Below are 17,746 nucleotides of genomic sequence, written 5' to 3' on the forward strand. Positions count from 1 at the left end.
CAGTTATTTGTGCGATTATTTTAGTGAACGAATGCCTAACATCAGCGTTTTGTTTGAAAAAGAAGGTCGCTAATCGCTACTATGGTTAAGCAAAAGTAAACTTTATTTTGTACATCAAAGCCGGCGAATGGAGGTGAGTTTTCCAAACTCATTTTCACCAATGCGCGTGAGTGCATCCTGTAAGTTTTCATAGGCAACAGTCATCGAATAACCGTTTGCATGTAAGAGTGTATTCTCGTCTGACATGACACCTATATGACCGCTCCAAAACATAAGATCGCCGCGTTTTAATGAGGGAAGACCATTGGTTATATCCAGAGGAGCACCCAAGGAAGCTTCTTGCATGTCTGCATCACGTGGTGACAGGATACCCCCAGCTTGCAGTGACAACTGTATCAACCCGGAACAATCCAGCCCTAATGAAGACCGACCTCCCCATAGGTAGGGAGTTCCAACGAGAGACTCAGCAACGGCAACCCAATCGTCAACACCATGACTGCATTCAACCAAGTGCTTTTTTACAACAAACGATCCATCAGATAACTGCGCGAACTCCAAGCCACGTGTTATTTCACGCCCAACAACATGAACCAGTGAGCTCATCGATATTTGACCCAAAACGGGCCGCTTCATTTCGGCTTCAGGATATCTGTAAGTTCGCAATGCCGCTACTCTGTGCGTGGCCATCGTAACTTTGCCAAGGGCTTCAGTAGGCAACCACCCCACATATCCGTCAGTTTGTTGCTGCCCCCATGACCAGCCTTCTGAAGTGGTTTCAAACACTCGAAAGACTTCACCGAAGTTTAGCTCTGTATCGATCCCTGTTGACCTATCTGGATTTCGTCGAAGTTCAATTCGATCTGCACAAACAGAATAGTCAGTTCCTTCAACAAAGCTCTCAGCGGAGACTTGCCCACGGTACTTCGAAGAAGCAATATCAGAGCGAACAGGGTGTAACCGGCGATCCAGTTGAACAGTCATGAAGAGAGCCTTTAGAACAGAGTTGTGGCCAAATATACGATAAAAGAATGGAGGATCGCATCCCGATTAACGTGATAGCTCCTGCCCCTTTTCTGAAACCAGATCACCTAATCGCTCAAGATAAAGCGCCCCTGCCACGGTCCGGGTCACAATCACGTTCCGGCGGTCACTTTCATCCCGTTTTCTAGACAACAGTTTGTTGGTGCCCAATGTATCAAGCGCGCGCGTAATCGCTGGCTTGGTCACGCCAAGTTTCAGGGCTAACCCGCGGACGGTATGTGGTGGAGGCTCAAGATATACAGTTAAAAGAATAGACATTTGCCGAGCAGTCAAATCCTGATCTGCCGCACGCACCAATTCCAACACTACATCATGCCATAGCTTGAGCGCCTGAGATGGGCGGATCTCTACGGGCATACTTTTTTCGTCCTAATCCCTGTTGCAGGCTAAAATCTAGCCTGCAAATTGTTTCGGGACCCTTACTAGATTGAGATATTAGATAATTTTTACAGGTAAAGGCCCCGAGAAACCTTATCCAAATCGAGTTTTTAACATGTCAAAGAGAGCTCTAATTGCCTGAGCCTCTCCACCATGGGTTCTGAAATCTTTCTCAATCGGCGTCCAACCATAGATATCGAGATGAACCCAGCTGCCGGAGCGCTCTACAAATTTTTGCAAGAACAACGCTGCGGTAATAGAACCAGCGAACCCAGCCCCGCTGGTGTTGATATTTGCTAGGTCTGCGGTTTTGGAGGTGATGTACTTGTTGTACGGTTTCCAAAGAGGCATACGCCAAAGTGGGTCATTCACAGCTTCACTATGAACCGCAATGGTCTCGGCCAGATCTTCATCATCAGTATAATAAGGCGGAAGGTCCGGACCCAATGCAACACGTGCAGCCCCTGTGAGCGTTGCCATGTCGATAATCAGTTCTGGAGTTTCTTCATCAGCGAAGGCAAGAGCGTCAGCAAGAACCAGCCGGCCTTCGGCATCGGTATTTCCTATCTCGACAGACAATCCCTTACGGCTTATAAAAATATCAGAAGGCCTGAAAGACCGACCCGAGATTGCATTTTCAACGGCTGGGATAATAACCCGAAGACGAACAGGCAGCTTCGCCTTCATGATCATGGCAGCAAGGCCGAGTACATTTGCAGCACCGCCCATGTCTTTTTTCATGAGGATCATGCCAGCAGCTGGTTTTACGTCCAACCCACCACTATCAAAAATAACACCCTTACCGACCAAGGTGATTTTTGGATCGGTGTCTTTGCCCCAAATCGCATCGACAAGGCGAGGTGCTCTATCACTTCCGTTACCAACAGCATGAACGAGAGGGAATTCTTTTTCCAACTCGTCGCCAATCACAATATTGGAAGAACCACCATGATCATCAAATAGCGTGGTAGCAACGGTGGCAAGCTCCTCAGGGCCCATGTCATTGGCTGGCGTGTTGATGAGATCTTTCGCCAGTCGAGTTCCATCCAAAATCGGCATTAGTTCATCAATGATCGCCTTATCAGAGATCACCAACTGTGCTTTTGAAGGGGAAACTTTTTTGTAGGCATCAAACCGATAAGCTGCCAGTGCAAATCCCAAGGCTACACCTGCAACATCATCAAAACCATCCGACAACTCGTATGTACCTGCTGGAAGGTTTTTGTTGAGAGCTGCGCCAGTCTCAAGAGCTTCGTACTCGCCGTTACCAAAGCCAAACAGCACCGCTGCAACTTCGCCTTCAGCACTCGGGATAATCAAGGTGTCACCGAACCTTGCCTTAAACCCCTGCGCGTTTGACCAGGCTTTTGATAGGCCACCAATGCTCTCCAGATGTTCCTCCAATTCCGCGGCAAGAACTGCTGAAACTGAAATTGGATTTGTTGAATCACCTGCAAGAATAATTGGATCGTGCACCTGGAGCTCCATTTTTGGGATTTGAGAAACTATTGCGCTCTCTCCGTGGAAAGCGCTTGGTGCAAAGTAGCGCCGAAGCAACTTATCCGCAAGGCACTCAGTCCTCTGCTCCCCTACGAAGCTGAATTACGAAACTTGGATAATTAACCAGAAATTAGGGTTAATATTTCATTTTCAAACAATATTTGAAGTTCTTCGATTTTGAGGGTTCTATGACCATCTTTCAACGCACAAGCAAAATGAAAATACCGGCTGGTATCTTTAAAAGAACAACAGCATTGTCCTTGCTGCTCGTTTGTGGGTTGAGCGTGTCGGGCTGCGCAAGTCAAAGGCCTCAAGCACGGCCTTCTAGGTCCCAAACACAGCAACTCTCACCCGGTTCTGCAGAAATGCAAAAAGCACTCGCGTATTGGGGAGCTGCTTATACCAAGGATCAGAAAAATCCTCGTACAATCCTTAATTATGCAGCTGCTTTGCGGATGAATAATCAAGGCGATCAAGCAGAGGCCATTTTGAGACGTGGCGTTATTGCAAATTCATCTAACACGACGATCGCCGCCAGCTATGGTAAAGTTCTCGCTGAAAATGGCAAACTGCAGGAAGCGTTAAACGTAATTGAAAACGCGTTTGACCCTGCGCAGCCAAATTGGAAAATGCTCTCAGCAAAAGCTGCGATACTGGACCAGTTGGGTGACACCAAACAAGCCCGCCAAGTCTACAATCAAGCTTTAAAAATCTCACCAAATGAGCCTACAGTCCTAAACAACCTTGGAATGTCCTACTTGCTAGCCGGCGATTTAAGAAACGCTGAAAAAGCCCTTGAGATGGCCATGGAAACCGGCCGTGCTGGAAGTCAGGTTAGGCAAAACCTAGCTCTCACACTGGGCCTGCAGGGCCGGTTTGACGAAGCTGTAAAGGTGGCACAAGCCGATATGGACCCACGCCAAGCTGCAGAGAACGTTGCTTACTTGAAGACGATGTTGGGTAAGGCGTAGATAATTAGAACGTACGCGTTACCTGAATTACGGCAGGGCCAATAATAACAATAAATAGAACCGGCAAGAAAAACAGCATCATTGGCACTGTCAGCTTTGGTGGCAGAGCAGCAGCTTTTCGTTCGGCTTCTTGCATACGTTCCCGTCGGCTTTCATCAGATAAGACTCTCAAAGCAGAACCGATTGGCGTACCATATTTTTCTGCCTGACTGAGCGCGACAACGACATTCTTAACGCCATCAAGGCCGGTCCTCTCCGCCAAGTTATGATAGGCTATTCTTCGTTCGTCTAAATAAGACAGTTCAGCATTTGCCAGCACAAGTTCTTCAGCCAGGGCAGCGGATTGGGCACCGATTTCTTCTGCAACCTTTTTGAATGCCGCTTCAATAGATATACCTGATTCAACACAGATGAGCATTAGATCCATTGCATCTGGCCATGCCCTTCGAATTGTCTCCTGGCGTTTCGTAATCTGGTTCTGCACAAATATGCTGGGTGCGTAAAAGCCAATTGCGGCGAAAACTAAACAACATGCGAGAACACCGACAAATGGCATATCCACTTTAATTATTACAAATAAATAGAAGAATGCAGCAGAGAAAAATGCTACGGGCAGAATAATTTGGAGAAACAAATAGGTATATAAAGGTGATGCCCCGCGATGGCCAGCCATCTTAAGCTTCTTTACTACTCCGTCACTGGAAAGTAATTTTTTCAAGTCATATTTATCGACAAATTCCCGCACACTTTCTTTAGGATTACTCCTCAAAGATACACGTTGTGTTTCTTTATCACTCGTCAAACGACTTCGTTCGCGGGTCCGGATTTTATCCCGCTCTAAAGCGGCTGACTTCATACGCGACTTTAGTTCGTCTCGCTCGAAGAAAGGAGACATGAGGGCATAAATAGTCCCCGACACGGCCACAAGTGTAAGGATAACAACGAATAAGTTGTTTTCTCCCAAATAAGCAAGATCCATGTCAGTCCTCCTAAATCTTAAAGTCGATCATCTTGCGCATAACCAACACGCCAAGCGACATCCAAAACAATCCAACTCCAATAAGAAACAAACCGGTATCCGTATCTATAAGTAATCGGATATAATCAGGCGCTACCAATGTGAGCATGAGTGTTACTAGAAAAGGAAGAGACCCAATAATGGCGGCAGATGACTTGGCTTCCTGACTAACCGCCCTAATTTTCCCCTTCATTTCCTTCCGCTGGCGGAGCGTTTTCGAAAGGTTAGTTAATGCCTCTGACAGACTGCCACCAGCTTGCGCTTGAATAGTTATCACAATGGCCAGAAAGTTTGTTTCCTGTAGAGGCACCCTTTTGGGCATATTGTGGATCGCTTCAGCCAGAGGGAAACCCATTTGCATTTTGTCTAGAACCAGCGCAAATTCTGTCCCTACCGGATCTTTCGCTTCAGAAGCGGCAATTTGAAGACAATCGCCCACCGGCATTCCCGACTTCACTCCCCGAACAATAATGTCAACGGCATTTGGGAACTCATCCAAAAACTTATTGAAACGTCTTTTTCGGGCTCTCGACACGTAAAAACGCGGCAAACCGAATAGACCTACAAACAACAATGCCAAGGCAATCCAGATTGACTGCCCGGATAATAGACTGAGCGCGAAAACAACAACTCCGCATATGACAGAATAAAGATAATACTTGGGTTTACTCCAAGTAAGACCAGCTTGACCTATCCAGTCCGCGAAAACAGGTTTATCTGCATTCTTCTTTTTCGCAGCCTGCTGCGCTTCCATCACTTTTAACTGATCCTGCACTGACTTACGCCTTGCAGTTCCATCCAGTTTTTTTGAACCACCAGAAAGCTGAGTGTTATTTTTCTCGACTAAACTGTCTTTTCTTTTTCCCAATTTGTCATTTGAAAACAGTGGCATCAGGAGTGTAAAAGTCACACCAATTACACTCACTACAATCAGGAATGTAGTTGCGTAATCAGCCAGTGGAGATTGTAAAAAACTATCTAGGTCACGCATGTAGACCTCCGGGAATGTCCGAGGTATCCAACGCGCGTGCGAGACGCTCTTCCTCGTTGAAGTATCTTGCCCGTTCCCAGAACAGCGGCCTGCCAATACCCGTAGAGCGATGCTGTCCTACGATCTTGCCATTGGCATCTTCCCCGGTAATGTCATAGACAAAAAGATCTTGTGTCGTGATGACATCCCCTTCCATCCCAACAACTTCGGTGATGTGGGTGATCCGTCTGGAGCCATCTCTCAACCGCGCAGCCTGTACAATTATATCAATAGAGCCAACAACAATCTCACGAACAGTTTTTGAGGGAAGAGAGAACCCTCCGAGGGCAATCATAGATTCAATACGCTTCAAGCATTCGCGTGGGGAGTTGGAGTGAATGGTTCCCATGGATCCATCATGACCCGTATTCATCGCCTGAAGAAGATCGAAAACTTCCGGTCCACGAACCTCACCAACAATGATGCGCTCGGGTCGCATACGCAGACAGTTTTTAATCAATTCACGCATGGTAATCTCCCCTTCCCCTTCCAGGTTGGGAGGTCTGGTTTCCAATCTCACCACATGCGGCTGTTGCAACTGAAGTTCTGCACTATCTTCGCAGGTAATAATACGCTCTGTGCTGTCAATGTAACGCGTCAGGCAATTCAATAGGGTCGTTTTGCCTGAACCGGTACCACCCGAGATTACCGTATTACAACGGACACGCCCAATGATCTCCAGAATTTCAGCGCCTTCTGGAGAAATTGTTCCAAACTTAACCAGCTGGTCCAAAGTAAGTTTGTCTTTTTTAAACTTACGAATAGTGAGTGCAGGGCCATCTAAGGACAACGGCGGGGCAATTACGTTTACACGAGAACCGTCCGGTAAGCGTGCATCACATATGGGACTAGATTCATCAACTCGTCGCCCAACCTGGGATACGATGCGTTGGCAGATATTCATCAACTGCCGGTTGTCACGGAAATGGATGTTGGTTTGCTCCACCATCCCACCCGTTTCAATATAGACAGTATCCGCTCCGTTGACCATGATATCAGAGATATCATCGCGTGCGAGCAGAGGCTCTAACGGCCCATACCCCAATACATCGTTACATATGTCTTCCAGCAAGTCTTCTTGCTCGGAAATGGACATAACGAGATTTTTTAGGGCGATGATATCATTGACGACATCCCTAATCTCATCGCGAGCGTCCTCTTGCTCCAAGCGCGAAAGTTGAGATAGATCAATGGCTTCAACAAGCGCGTTAAAAATTGACGCCTTTGTCGCGTAGTACTCTTGTGTCCGCTTTGCTTCTTGAGGAGTTTCCTTCGCCTTTTCTGGCTGGGAGTCCTTCACTTGTGGCTTTGTGCTGTTGGAGGCATCCTGATAGGCAGGCACTTTAGCCTGTACTGCTACCGCTGCTTCAACAGAAGCTGGTTTTGACTTTTTGTTGCCAAATTCACCGTTGCCACGTCTACCGAACATATTCTCTCGCCTTTACTCCAGCACGGACCTTCTAAGATGTTTACTTGCGAACTTTTTTGATAAGTGCGGCAAAAAGAGATTTGTTCTTGGTTTGCATTTCTGCTTTGCCTGTCACTTTCACTGCCATATCTTCAAACAAACCAGCCACAGCGTGTCTGCTCTCAAATTCGGCTATCATCTGCCCATTGTTAGAAGCCGTTCCAAAGAGAGCTGGTTCAAACGGGATTGTGGCCAAGGAAACGACATTTAGAGCACGACTAAACTCGTCTGGCTTAATTTCCGGACGTTTTGGTATATTAACTTTGTTCAGGACCAAATAAGGTTTAGCGTCATTTGGGCGAAGCTGTGCAATGCGATCGACAAGGTTCTTTGCGTTCCGCAAGTTTGCAAGGTCCGGTTCAGCTACAATGATGATCTCGTCTACCTTTGCAAGGATGTGACGCACCCAGCCATTCCAGCTATGCGGTAAGTCGAGAACAACGGTCGGTGTTCCCTTTTGCATAACTTCAATAACTTGATCAAACTTATCTGGCTCAAAGTCATATGTTTGATCAAGTGTTGCGGGAGCTGCAAGCAAACTTAGGCGGTCATTACACTTGGCAAGCAGGCGGTCTAAAAGCGTATCATCCAAACGATCTGGGGACGCAATAGCCTCCATAACGCCTTGCAAGGGATCTTGATTAAAATCCAACCCAGCAGTCCCAAATGGAAGATCGAGATCAGCAATAGCTACGTCATTTTCCAGCTTCTTTGCTATTGACCAGGATAGGTTGTGAGCAATAGACGAAGCACCACACCCCCCTTTAGCTCCAATAACAGCAATTGTGCGGCCAAACGGCTCAGCGCTAGTGTCTGAATAAAACTGTCCAATTGTATTAATCAGACGAGCTATGTCGATTGGCCCAACAATGTATTCGCTTACTCCGCGCTGTATGAGCGTCCGGTAGAGGTCGACATCATTAACACGTCCAATTACGAGAACATTTGTTCCTGCATCGCAAACTTCAGCCAGTTGATCGAGCTCCTCTACAACCTCTTTCGAGTTGGAGAGAGTCTCCACAATCAACAAATTGGGTGTTGCAGCGCTTTTAAAAACATCAATCGCTGCAGTAACACCACCTTGTTGTACCATGGTGTGGGTCTTCGACATTCTTCGATCCACACTCGCATTCTGGATCGTCTCAGCTGTACGGGAATCTAAACAGAAGGCCTGAACAGAGATGCGAGGAATACTCACGATCTGGAAATTGGATGTAGACAGTTGGCTGGTTGAATTCTGCCCCTGTGCCATACCCGCATCCTTGTATGCAATATCGCTCATATTATAATCCCACTACTGCTGTGCCACGCTAGATACCGCAGCTCCAACACCTTCCTCATAACTGGTAGCCGTTGACTCACCCTTACGACTTAACCCGATAATTACTGTAGCCCGCTCCGGATCACGCGGACCAAGAGGCCTTGGGCGCAGCAAGTCAGCTGGATTGTCAACCATCGCAGCTAGGTTAGCTTGTGAAGCGCACCCAAGGTTTGGATAATCAATATTTTGGTCGCCACCATTCATTGCATTGGGCCAGTTTCCGCAGTTACGAACTACACCTTTGATCCGCATAAAGGAAAGGCGAAGAGGCGCAGAAGCTGCCATATCTGAAACCGGATATGTTCGTAGGACGATCCGATCCGCATCAACACCGCCTGCTTTAAGAGCAGACCGAATTTGTGGAGCAATTGACCGTACGGCGGCTTCATTTGCAGAACCTGATGGCATTAAGACTTCAACAAATCCGTTGCCATCGATACCAGCTTCTTGACCAAATGCGGCAATTGCCACCTTTAATGATCTATTTAGGTTCCGCATCTCACCAGATACAGGAATGTCAAAATTCTCTGGAGCTTCGGTGATGACAATTGGATGCCTTTTCCTGTAATCGAAATCAGCAATTGAATTCTGCTCAACATAGGACGGCTGCGAATTGCAAGCGGCGAGGAGAAAGAGTGTTCCACCAATAATTGCCGCTGACTTTAAAAAAGTTCCACATTTAGAAGTGGGTGACAGTTGGATATGCATTTCACGTGTCCTCACTCATAAATGTAACCAACTTTGCCGTTATAGCTCCCTTTCACAGGAGCATCGTTTGCTCTGTAAATTCGGCTCAACTGATTGAGAAATATCGTCGACTGGTCACTTGGTGCCGCAAAATTATCATCAGGGCGTGTTATCTGTGAGCGAGCTACAGGGCGCACAATATAAGGCGTTACGAAGATCACAAGTTCGGTTTGTCTGTTCACATAATCGCGGCTTTTGAACATAGTTCCCAGGATCGGAACGTCTTTAAGGCCGGGAATACCATCAATTTCTTGGCCGTAATTTTGCTTCAACAAGCCCGCCAAAACCAATGTACCGCCAGATGGCAATTCCAACGTAGACTCTGCACGGCGAACCTTGAGAGCTGAAACGGACACAGAACCACCAATACTCACGGCTCCCTCTGAACTCAGCTCACTGACTTCTGTTTTAACACGCAACTTAATCCGTCCTCCGGAAAGGACGACAGGCGTAAAATCTAAGCTAACACCAAAAGGTTTGAACTCCAGGCTCACTTTATTGTCTTCATAAGCTACTGGAATTGGGAATTCACCACCAGCAAGGAAGCTGGCATTTTCACCTGAAACTGCGACCAGAGTTGGTTCCGCAAGGGTTCGCATCACGCCTTCGCGTTCCAGTGCTTTTAAAGTTGGTGAAAAGGACCCACCACCAAACGAGAGTTTCCCGCCCAACGATCCAGCATTCACAACCGAAGGATTAATATTGTATGCAGGTGAGGTATTAAAGCCGATATCCAAAGCACCAATTTTAATGGAGCCTTTCAGGTTCACACCTAGCTGCTTGATGGTTGTCCGTTCGACTTCTGCGACAGTCACCTTTAGCTGAACTTGGTCTTTCTCAGCAATACCAATCGTGTTTACAATCTTCTTCTCATCATTGCTCACAAATTTTAGTGCTATGTCATAGGCCTGCTGCGCTTCTAAAGAGGAAACAGCAGTCCCTGATAAGACAATGCTCTGATTTATAATGTCAGCATTAATATCAGAATTTGGAAGCAGGCGATCAAGGAGTTCAATCAGGCCGGAAGGATCAGGCTGAACATTGAGATTAAAAGAGGCTAGTTGCCGGCCGCCATTCCCAAACAAAACAAGAGATGCTTGCCCGATCTCATTTCCAAACACGAAAACGCGATTTCTAGTCCGAACGACCGCATCCGCAACCTCTGGCTTAGACACAAGAACATCACGAACTTCTTCGTTTGTATTCAAAACGATAGAACGACCTTTTCCAACATTCAACTGCCGGACTTTTCCGCCATATTGTGCTGTAACTTCTACCGTGGTTTCGAAGGCGCTTTGAGCTGAGCCAGTGGTTGGAAGGACTAATGTCAAAGCTATCGCAATAAAGGTATTTGTGGCGACGCGGCTAAGCCGAAGGAGCTTCAGCAGACAACTCGCCAGTACAATTTGTCGAAGAAAAACCATGGCTTACCTACTAATTCCCGTTTACTGACTGGGAGGCAACCCCATACTTCACGAACTTCACTCCACCTTTGACGCGGCGCGGTTGCTTCACACCATCTTTAGAGTCAGCCGCGCTCCTCAATGAAAGCGACAGAGTTCCCATCTGCGTTGCACGGATGATCGCTTCTGCTTCATGAGGAAGCAGTTCCAGTGTCGCTGTTTGATCGGGCGACATAGCCTTTTCATTATTTTCAGAAGCCGTCGTTGTATCGATCGCCAATACACGGATGTTTTCGAGTAGCGTTTCACTGACGAAGCCGTCATCTCGTTTATTGCTTCGCATAGTCACCAGCACATCCACTTTATCACCCGGGAGGATGAAGCCACCCGCGGTTGAAACCGCATCAACAGGAACAGCAACAGCACGTTTCCCTTTTGGGAGGATCGCAGCCAAGAAGCCCTTGTCTGTGTCTATGAGGCGTTCGGCACGGACTGGCTCTCCAACAAAAGTGGCAGCTTTCACAATCTGACCCAAAAATTCGTCTGCCGCTTCTGGATTGAAGCTTCGTAAAATCATCCCGTCAGAGACTGATTCTTCGGGCCACTTGGCCCACAACAGATCCCCGTCAGTAAGCGCAGTTCCAATTTTAAGGTCTTGCGCAGCCACAAGGATTTCAAGTGACGGAATCTCTTGTTCTTGAGCCACAATGGTTGGCGTCTGCTCACGCGAGCCAGAGGAAAGGTTTAGCCAAGCTGCTAACCCACCTGCGCTCAAAGCGATGATCAAGACAAAAATTCTGGAGCCCTTCATTTGGCATCCGCCCTCTAAGAGTAATGGCTTAACTAAATTCGTTAACCCTAACTTGCGCAAAAATGGTCAAGACATAGTTAATATTTCGTAATATTATTTCATCCGTTGTTTTTATATATTTTGCAAAAACAACATAGAAATATACAATTAAAACAACGAGTTAATAATTTTGAATAATTGCATACAGCAACTATTAATAGTTTATTAGAGAGTTATTAGCTGCTCTGATTACAGATTAGGAATCTGCGTAAACCAAAGCGTCTTCGGGTAGATCTGAATACCTGCAATCGCGATAGCAATTCCGTATGGGACGCCTGTTTTTCGGTCATGTAACTTCAGAATCCACTCCTGCCCATGCATAAACTGCGGCAAGTAAGGAATTCTTCGAAGCGCCAAAATCACGAGTGTTAACACCCCACCGTAGATGCTTGTGAGCAAGACAAACTCGACCGTATGCATTGAGAGACCAAGCCATAAAGAGATTGCCGCAAAAAATTTAACATCGCCGCCACCCATAACGCCCAGCGCGAAAAGACCGAAGCCGGCAATCATGACGCCAAAGCCAAGGGCGAAACTCATAGCCACCTGCTCAACGGGCATTTGTATGAGGAAGGCAAGAGCTACAAAAGACATGACGACCGCAAGATTAAGCTTGTTCGGAATGGTCATTGTAAAGAGGTCGAAAAATGCAGCGATTGCAAGCAACAACGGAAACACAACTAATAAGCCATTTGCAATCATAGATTCGCCCCACCCCTTTAACATAAATCACTAGTAGTTTTTGCGGGGTGAAATGCAAAGAAGGCCTTAACACCTGATGGATTTTCAGGTGCTGATGCATATTATATCCAATTTTAATTACCATGCGTAACAAGTTCCCACAGCTGCGAGTCACTATCGTGCCGAGTTGATAAGTGTGATGCTTGTTGATCCAGAAACGCAGCCTTTGAGAGTGTTGGGGCAGATGACATGCTAATCGCTGTCAAAGTGACTAGCCCCGCAATCAACGCAAATTCAATTGTTGCTGTGCCCAAATCGCGCTGCAGCACACTACTAAGTATGGATAGCATCAGGTTTTCGCCGCTTTATTATTGTTGATCTTTGAGGGTAACGCTTGCGGCTAAACCTAGGGTTGATTGTTGTCTCTCAATTTGAACTGGTTTTATCTCTGCTCCGCTAAGACCTTGTAAGGATTTGAGAGCAGCACTGGCTAATATCCAACCTTCAAATCCACCAGATTTTCGAGAAGCTGCCCACTTTCGTACTGCTTGATTTGTTGCACTACATATTCAGAAAGCGCCTGAGGATCACTCTCAGCAGCAACGTGCGGTGTGATGATGCAGTTCTCATGCGCCCAAAGCGGACTTGTTGTTGGCAAAGGCTCGACAGCGAACACATCCAGACTTGCCCCTTTGAGGAGGCCGGATGTCAATGCTGCATCGAGTGCCGCCTCATCCTGCGTCGCACCACGGCCTGCATTAATGTAAATTGGGCCGCCTAATGGTCCGTTTTGCGATAACATTGCCAGCCGTTCGGCATTGATAAGCTTATGGGTCGCAGGTGTGGATGGCAGTAGGTTAATCAGGATGTCAGTTTTATTGAGAAACGGTTCGAATTGCTGCTCACCTGCAAAACTCTCAATGCCCGCAATAGTTTTGGACGTTCTGGACCACCCTGCAACGGAGAATCCCAGATGTTTGAGCGCATTGGCTGAAGCTAGACCAAGTTCCCCCAAACCAAGAATGCCGACCTGAACATCCTTTGCAGCCCACTGCCTATGCCCTTGCCACTCGCCAGCTTTCTGCTGAGCAGCATAGGTTAGATGCTGGCGATGATGCAGCAGAGTTTGGAAGACAACCCACTCCGTCATTCTGCTTGTCAGGTCAGGATCGACTATGCGCACAAGAGGTAGATTTGGAAGCGCAGGCAAAGATGTAAGATGATCAACGCCTGCTCCCAATGAGAAAATTACTTTCAAATTTGGTAGAGCTAAAAAGGCGGCAGGGTCTGGTTTCCAAGCGAGCAGATATTCTGCATTCTCGGGTTCTGAGACTCCACCAGCCCATCCTTCAATCTTTCGATTAGGGAGGAGTGATTGTAACCGTTCAATCCACTCAGCTTCATTGAAGTTTTTGAGAGACAAAACCAGATTCATATTTCACTCCACCGCTAATATATCAATACTTGAAAGTGCTTTTATTATGTGTCGATGAAATCAGCAAGCTGCTGACGTTTCCGGTCGACCACAAGGCGCGTTACATCCGGTCTGCTGTAATGTCCCGCTGGGTCGAAGTTTTGACGTTCACCGCGAACGATTGCATGATCCAACTCTGCTGTGATCAAAACTTCCCTACCTACCTGAGGCTCAACCACCCAGCTTCCGTCAGGCCCGGAAATACAAGAACCGCCGTCAGACAGGAACTCATCGCTATTTTCCAAGATCTCATCCAGTGCAAGAGTATCTGCTGGGAAATCCGTTTTCCGCATCAAACCCGAGACCGAGATCACATAGCTGCGGCTTTCTTTGGCAACAAACCGTGTTATATCTTCTGTGTTGTTAAGCCCGCCCGGCCAAACGGCGACGTGAAGGTCCTCACCCTGCGCATAAAGGGCTGCACGGGATAATGGCATCCAGTTTTCGTAGCAATTCAAGCCACCAACGGTGAAACGTTCGAGTGGATGCACCCGCAATCCGTTTCCATCACCTGGAGCCCAAGCCAGACGCTCTTCATAGGTTGGCTGAAGTTTGCGGTGAGCTGATCCGATTTCGCCATTCTGATCAATATATACCAGCGTACAATAGAGGCTATGGCCACTTCTGTTCGCAGCGCGTTCCATTACGCCGAGATAAACTGCAATTCCGTGTTTTTTTGCAGTGGCGCAGATGGAATCCAGATGCCCATCTTCAATCACAACACCCTGCTCAAGGTATTCGGCATAAATTGCTTTTTGCTTAGGATCGTTGAACCGCGCGCCATTTGTGCGTTCAATCCAGAATGGATATCCCGGAACAAGCGCCTCCCCAAATGTGACCAATTGGCATCCATTTTTGCCTGCCAGCTCGACCGCGTCATTCACTTTTTGCAGGGTTTCATCTCGCTTGAGCCAGACAGGAGCAATCTGAGCCAGAGCAACTTTGATTTTGTCGGATGCAGCAGTGGTTTGCGATGTATCTGATACTTCTAAAATTTCCATGGGGTCTTACTCACTTTGCAAAAATGTCAGAGTCACTGGCGAAGGCTTTGAATTCCAGAGCATTGCCCGAAGGGTCTTTAATAAAGAACGTTCCCTGCTCTCCAGGCTTGCCTTCAAATCTAATTTTGGGTTCTAGCAACCAGTCAATGCCTTCTGCGGCTTTCAGGCGATCAGCAAGTGCCTTCCATTCACCCATTTCCAGCACAACGCCGAAATGGGGAACCGGCACAGCATCCCCGTCCACATTGCCCGTGATCCCTAGGTTTATTTGTGATTTGGCGCGGAGGTGGGCGGACATCTGATGTCCATAAAGATCGAAATCTACCCACTTATCAGCAAGCTCTCGCCCTTGCTGACAGCCCAGAATATCCATGTAGAACACTTTGGTTTTTGCCAAATCATCAACTGGAAATGCCAGATGGAATGGACGTGTCATGTTTAGCCTCCCCTCGCATTATTCACATAACTCATGTTGGTATTGTTATAATTCCGCTAAAACCTCATAGATAGAACTATTCCAATCACATAGACATGAGTTAAACTCATCGTATGAGCCGAAACTCCCAGTCGACCACATCACAAATCCTTTCTGTACTTCCCGTTTTTGAGGCTGCTGCTCGCCACGGTAGTTTTACAAGGGCCGCTCGGGAGTTGGGTATTACCCAAGGCGCTGTTTCCCGCCGCATTCAAAAACTGGAGGAACGGCTGGGGCTGGTACTGTTTTCCAGACAAGGCAAGACAATCGTGCTTACTCAAGATGGGTTGATGTTGAGCCTACGTGCGAACAGTGCTTTGAAGCTTTTTGGAAGACCTAGACCACGATATGAACGGGACAGTTTCCGGACAATTGCGCATTGGAACACTTCCCTCTCTCGCCAACTTATGGCTGATGGAGCGCATCAAAAGCTTTGTGGTGGAGTATCCTGCCATCAACATAGATCTGGTGACTATACCCGCTGACTTTTCCGCCGGCCACAAAGACCCGGTCAACTGGGACCCCTCAAGTGTGGATGTTGCCCTCACCGTTGGTCGCGGCAGTTGGCCTGCGTTGGGATCCTATCCAGTATGTGCTGAGGAGATGGTGTTGGTATGCCACCCTAGTCTTGTTGAAGCTAAGACACCGGACACTCTTCAAGGCTTGCTTGAGTTACCTCGCCTGCTGCATTCCACCCGTTTGGACAGTTGGGAGCAGTGGACGGATGCGCATCACCTGCCGAGCTACCTAACAGGCAGTGCTTCCATGAGGTTTGAGCATTTTTTATGGTGCTGGAAGCAGCGCGGCAAGGTTTGGGCTTGGCACTCTTACCGTCCTTGCTGATCGAGAAGGATCTCGCGAGTGGGTCATTGATTGAACCCATCTCTGCGCGTCATCTGACTGGCAATACGTATTTTCTGGTTGGCAGCAGCGCTGCCTGGAAGCGTCCTGCGGTGGCCGCTTTTCGTGATCACTTGCTTGCGAAGGTGTAGATCAATCTATCTACGGTCATACTGGAACGGAGATGGCAATTCATCGTCAGCAAGCGCGTTTGGAGAGACCTGAGTGGCCTGGCGCATCGAGGCTCCTGATTGCTCCGTGCCTTGGCTACCCAACTGCATCTCGTCAATCTTGCGTGCCCTCCCGGAGATCTTGTCTCCCGATATCATGATTTGGTCGAGATCTTTATTGGTTTGCGAAAAATGACTTTGGAGTTTGCCTACCCGCTCGGTCAATCGACCGACATCCAGCAGCAGTTTACCGACTTCCGCTTGAATGACGTGTGCTTGTTCTCTCATACGTGCATCGCGCAGAACGGATTGGATGACCTGCACAGCCAGCACCAGCAGGGATGGAGACACCACCACAACACGCAGACGGTGGGCTTTCTGTGTCAGGTCTGGAAACCCTTCATGGATTTCGGCGAAAAGGCTTTCAGAGGGCACAAACATCAACGCTGTGTCCTGCGTTTCTCCCGGCAGCAGATACTTGCTCGATATATCCTCCAGATGTTTGGAGATATCTTTTCGGAACCGAACAGCAGCCAACTTCAGCTCTTCCTTGGTCCCAGCGTCTTTGATAGCGGCAAAGGCTTCCAGAGGAAATTTAGCATCCACCACCAACGGGGGAGCCCCGGATGGCATGTGGATCAAACAATCCGGGCGTGTCCGGTTGGACAATGTTGCCTGAAGAGAAAAACCCGTTGGAGGGAGTGCGTCCTCAATGATCATTTCCATCCGGCCCTGCCCAAAGGCTCCGCGCGTTTGTTTGTCGTTAAGGACCATTTGCAGGTCCGTTACCTGCCCTGCCAGCTCGCCCATGGTTTTGTTGGCTTTGTCCAGCAACACCATTCGCTCCTGCAATCCGGAAAGGCTGGCGTGTGTTTGGCGGTGCGTTTCCAGAACAGAGGCGCCAAGTGTTTTGCCAAGTCCGTCCAAACGGTCATTCACCACACGCATCAGGTCCGACTGCCGGGACCCGAAGATTTCTGCCATGGTTTGCATCCGCCCGGTCATCTCTCCCTGAGAGCGGACCAATTCTGCCAAGGCGGTTTCAGTGTGGTCTGCCCGCTTTTCATCCAGCAGAGATGCTCCCCGACTTTTGTTCAATCTGGCGCGCAAACTCATCACCCAGATCAGCAGAAGCAAGAAGAAAAAACCGGCCCCAGCGCTGACGGCTTGCAAAAAAGTGACGGTCCATGCGCCATAGGTGAATACTGTCTGTTCCATGAGACAAACATAGAACACTTTAAATTGTCGCGATACCTCTTAGCTTTCTTGGATGCACCGCAACCCACACCTTGAATTGATGGGGAGTACCCTTCAAATAGGCCCCAGCTAAAAGCCTAGGGTCAACGACTTGGCAAATTTCCCATAAGAGGATATGAAG

General features: G+C 47.9%; 18 protein-coding genes and 1 pseudogene. 4 read left to right on the forward strand and 15 right to left on the reverse strand.

Features of this window, described 5'->3' with window-relative positions:
• Positions 1 to 114: 114 nt before the first annotated feature.
• The 3 genes from BLS62_RS15725 to BLS62_RS15735 form a co-directional block, all read right to left on the reverse strand.
• A complete protein-coding gene (locus BLS62_RS15725) occupies positions 115 to 981 on the reverse strand; it encodes a C40 family peptidase (RefSeq protein ID WP_093182542.1) in 867 nt (288 codons plus the stop codon).
• Between the two features lie 66 nt (positions 982 to 1,047).
• Entirely contained in the window at positions 1,048 to 1,398 is a 351-nt protein-coding gene (locus tag BLS62_RS15730) for a MarR family transcriptional regulator (protein ID WP_093182544.1), read from the reverse strand.
• Positions 1,399 to 1,512: 114 nt separating this feature from the next.
• Positions 1,513 to 2,895, reverse strand: a complete 1,383-nt coding sequence (locus tag BLS62_RS15735) for a leucyl aminopeptidase family protein (protein ID WP_093189013.1) — start codon at positions 2,893 to 2,895, stop codon at positions 1,513 to 1,515.
• A gap of 212 nt (positions 2,896 to 3,107) precedes the next feature.
• Here BLS62_RS15735 and BLS62_RS15740 point away from each other — a divergent pair, with 212 nt between their 5' ends.
• A complete protein-coding gene (locus BLS62_RS15740; RefSeq protein WP_093182546.1) occupies positions 3,108 to 3,890 on the forward strand; it encodes a tetratricopeptide repeat protein in 783 nt (260 codons plus the stop codon).
• A gap of 4 nt (positions 3,891 to 3,894) precedes the next feature.
• On the opposite strand, the gene BLS62_RS15745 is transcribed toward BLS62_RS15740, so the two are convergent.
• The 11 genes from BLS62_RS15745 to BLS62_RS15795 form a co-directional block, all read right to left on the reverse strand.
• A complete protein-coding gene (locus BLS62_RS15745; RefSeq protein WP_093182548.1) occupies positions 3,895 to 4,869 on the reverse strand; it encodes a type II secretion system F family protein in 975 nt (324 codons plus the stop codon).
• A 10-nt stretch (positions 4,870 to 4,879) separates the two neighbouring features.
• Positions 4,880 to 5,899 (reverse strand): type II secretion system F family protein, encoded by a 1,020-nt coding sequence (locus BLS62_RS15750; protein WP_093182550.1) that lies wholly within the window; start codon positions 5,897 to 5,899, stop codon positions 4,880 to 4,882.
• Positions 5,892 to 7,367, reverse strand: coding sequence for a CpaF family protein (locus tag BLS62_RS15755; RefSeq protein ID WP_093182552.1), 1,476 nt, complete (start codon positions 7,365 to 7,367; stop codon positions 5,892 to 5,894). The genes BLS62_RS15750 and BLS62_RS15755 overlap by 8 nt, the downstream gene beginning before the upstream one ends.
• A 40-nt stretch (positions 7,368 to 7,407) precedes the next feature.
• Entirely contained in the window at positions 7,408 to 8,688 is a 1,281-nt protein-coding gene (locus BLS62_RS15760; protein WP_093182555.1) for an AAA family ATPase, read from the reverse strand.
• Positions 8,689 to 8,700: 12 nt separating this feature from the next.
• Positions 8,701 to 9,435 (reverse strand): CpaD family pilus assembly protein, encoded by a 735-nt coding sequence (locus tag BLS62_RS15765; protein WP_093182557.1) that lies wholly within the window; start codon positions 9,433 to 9,435, stop codon positions 8,701 to 8,703.
• Positions 9,436 to 9,446: 11 nt separating this feature from the next.
• Positions 9,447 to 10,898, reverse strand: coding sequence for a type II and III secretion system protein family protein (locus tag BLS62_RS15770; protein ID WP_208990889.1), 1,452 nt, complete (start codon positions 10,896 to 10,898; stop codon positions 9,447 to 9,449).
• A 10-nt stretch (positions 10,899 to 10,908) separates the two neighbouring features.
• Positions 10,909 to 11,688 (reverse strand): Flp pilus assembly protein CpaB, encoded by a 780-nt coding sequence (gene cpaB, locus BLS62_RS15775; RefSeq protein WP_093182559.1) that lies wholly within the window; start codon positions 11,686 to 11,688, stop codon positions 10,909 to 10,911.
• A gap of 228 nt (positions 11,689 to 11,916) precedes the next feature.
• On the reverse strand, positions 11,917 to 12,429 hold the full coding sequence (locus BLS62_RS15780) for an A24 family peptidase (protein ID WP_093182561.1): 513 nt from the start codon (positions 12,427 to 12,429) through the stop codon (positions 11,917 to 11,919).
• 469 nt (positions 12,430 to 12,898) lie between these two features.
• Positions 12,899 to 13,843: a 2-hydroxyacid dehydrogenase gene (locus tag BLS62_RS15785; protein WP_093182563.1), complete on the reverse strand. Its 945-nt coding sequence runs from the start codon at positions 13,841 to 13,843 to the stop codon at positions 12,899 to 12,901.
• Positions 13,844 to 13,887: 44 nt separating this feature from the next.
• Positions 13,888 to 14,883, reverse strand: a complete 996-nt coding sequence (locus tag BLS62_RS15790; protein WP_093182565.1) for a carbon-nitrogen hydrolase family protein — start codon at positions 14,881 to 14,883, stop codon at positions 13,888 to 13,890.
• Positions 14,884 to 14,893: 10 nt separating this feature from the next.
• The gene (locus BLS62_RS15795; RefSeq protein WP_093182567.1) at positions 14,894 to 15,319 is read right to left on the reverse strand and encodes a VOC family protein; all 426 of its coding nucleotides are present in this window, start codon (positions 15,317 to 15,319) and stop codon (positions 14,894 to 14,896) included.
• Between the two features lie 113 nt (positions 15,320 to 15,432).
• Here BLS62_RS15795 and BLS62_RS32605 point away from each other — a divergent pair.
• The 3 genes and pseudogenes from BLS62_RS32605 to BLS62_RS32615 all read left to right on the forward strand — a co-directional run.
• Positions 15,433 to 15,633, forward strand: a pseudogene (locus BLS62_RS32605) (LysR family transcriptional regulator); the annotation flags it as partial.
• Positions 15,634 to 15,706: 73 nt separating this feature from the next.
• Positions 15,707 to 16,201, forward strand: coding sequence for a LysR substrate-binding domain-containing protein (locus BLS62_RS32610; RefSeq protein ID WP_208990890.1), 495 nt, complete (start codon positions 15,707 to 15,709; stop codon positions 16,199 to 16,201).
• Positions 16,144 to 16,350 carry a LysR substrate-binding domain-containing protein gene (locus tag BLS62_RS32615; protein ID WP_280141846.1) on the forward strand — a complete coding sequence of 69 codons (207 nt, stop codon included), beginning with the start codon at positions 16,144 to 16,146 and terminating at the stop codon, positions 16,348 to 16,350. The genes BLS62_RS32610 and BLS62_RS32615 overlap by 58 nt, the downstream gene beginning before the upstream one ends.
• Positions 16,351 to 16,356: 6 nt before the next feature.
• On the opposite strand, the gene rmuC is transcribed toward BLS62_RS32615, so the two are convergent.
• Positions 16,357 to 17,586, reverse strand: coding sequence for a DNA recombination protein RmuC (rmuC, locus tag BLS62_RS15805; RefSeq protein WP_208990892.1), 1,230 nt, complete (start codon positions 17,584 to 17,586; stop codon positions 16,357 to 16,359).
• Positions 17,587 to 17,746: the final 160 nt, after the last annotated feature.

It is taken from the genome of Pseudovibrio sp. Tun.PSC04-5.I4, assembly GCF_900104145.1.
GTDB lineage: Bacteria > Pseudomonadota > Alphaproteobacteria > Rhizobiales > Stappiaceae > Pseudovibrio.